The sequence below is a fragment of the Pseudomonas sp. FSL R10-2189 genome (genome assembly GCF_009600325.1).
In the GTDB taxonomy this organism is placed as follows: domain Bacteria; phylum Pseudomonadota; class Gammaproteobacteria; order Pseudomonadales; family Pseudomonadaceae; genus Aquipseudomonas; species Aquipseudomonas helleri.
In genome coordinates, this window is record NZ_WIVZ01000096.1 from 1 (window position 1) to 1419 (window position 1419).

The following is a 1419-nucleotide window of genomic DNA, read 5'->3' on the forward strand; positions in this document are numbered from 1 at the left end:
GGCTCTTCGCATTTAAGGGTGTAGAAAAAATCTGACCGGCTGGAAAAGGAGTCGAGGATCTTAGAAAATGTAAGCTCTCACACCAACAAAAACTAAGCCCCCGACGTGAACAATCTTACCTTTTCTAGCCCTGATCTTTCCAGCTTTTGCCAACTGAATAACCTCGGCCTGACTGCCACTGGACAACATCTTTGTGCAGAGCGCGCCGTCATCGAATGTCGTTTAACCAAAGCACCCGAGCCATGCCCCAAGTGCGGGGCTGCTGGTGTTTCACGCGGTACTGTCGATAGGCATCTTGCTCACACACCTTACGGACAACGACCAACCAGATTGCTGCTGCGTATCCGTCGCTGGCGTTGTGCTTGCGGCTGTTTCTGGCATGAAGATACAAACAGTGCAGCACCTCCACGTTCAAAGCTTTCATATGGGGCGATACGCTGGGCATTAGCTGCCATCGTGCTGGATCATCTGTCGGTATCTCGTGTTGCGAGCCAGCTTGATGTTGCATGGCACACCGCTAATAATGCCATTATCAACGAAGGACGGCGCCTGCTTTTTAATGACTCGACACGTTTTGACGGTGTGACCGTGCTGGGCGTGGATGAGCATGTTTGGCGACATACACGCTGTGGTGACAAGTACGTCACCATCGTGGTTGACCTTACGCCCGTGCGTAACAAAAACGGGCCGGCCCGCTTGCTCGATGTGCTGGAAGGCCGCTCCAAACAAGCCTTTAAGCAATGGCTACAGAGTCGCCCCAAATCGTGGCGTGACCAGATCGAAAGCATTGCCATGGACGGTTTTACGGGGTTTAAATCTGCAGCGCAAGAAGCCCTGCCTCAAGCCCAAACCGTGCTGGATCCTTTCCATGTCGTGCGCTGGGCAAGCAACATGCTGGATGAATGCCGCCGGCGTGTGCAACACGACATCCTGGGCCGCAGAGGGCGTAAAAATGACCCGCTCTACAAAAGCCGTCGAACGCTACTGACTCGGATCAGCTACCTGTCTGACGCCAACAAAAAGCAACTGTTCCAGCTGTTTGCAGATGAGCACCACCTCGAAGTGGATTGCACCTGGAGCATGTACCAACGGGTGGTCAGCGCCTACAACGAGCCGGATCGAAAACGTGGTAAAAAACTCATGGAAGAGGTCATAAATATCATTACAGCCAGCGACTTGCCCAAAGCGCTCATCGAGGTGAAAGGCTTGGGGGAAACGCTGAAAAAATACGCTGAGAGCATCCTTGCCTACTTCGACCGGCCAGGAACCAGCAACGGTCCAACAGAAGCTATCAACGGGCGACTTGAGCACTTACGAGGTACCGCCTTGGGCTTTAGAAATTTAACCAATTACATAGCCAGGTGCTTGCTGAAGTCAGGAGGGTTTAGAAATCAGCTACACCCTTAAATGCGAAGAGCC

The 1419-nt window shown here is 52.6% G+C and carries 1 protein-coding gene; it reads left to right on the plus strand.

What is annotated here, in order from left to right; genetic code table 11:
- Positions 1 to 105 precede the first annotated feature (105 nt).
- Positions 106 to 1407, plus strand: a complete 1302-nt coding sequence (locus GHO32_RS26015) for an ISL3-like element IS1411 family transposase (RefSeq protein WP_011920678.1) — start codon at positions 106 to 108, stop codon at positions 1405 to 1407.
- The last annotated feature ends 12 nt before the right edge of the window (positions 1408 to 1419 follow it).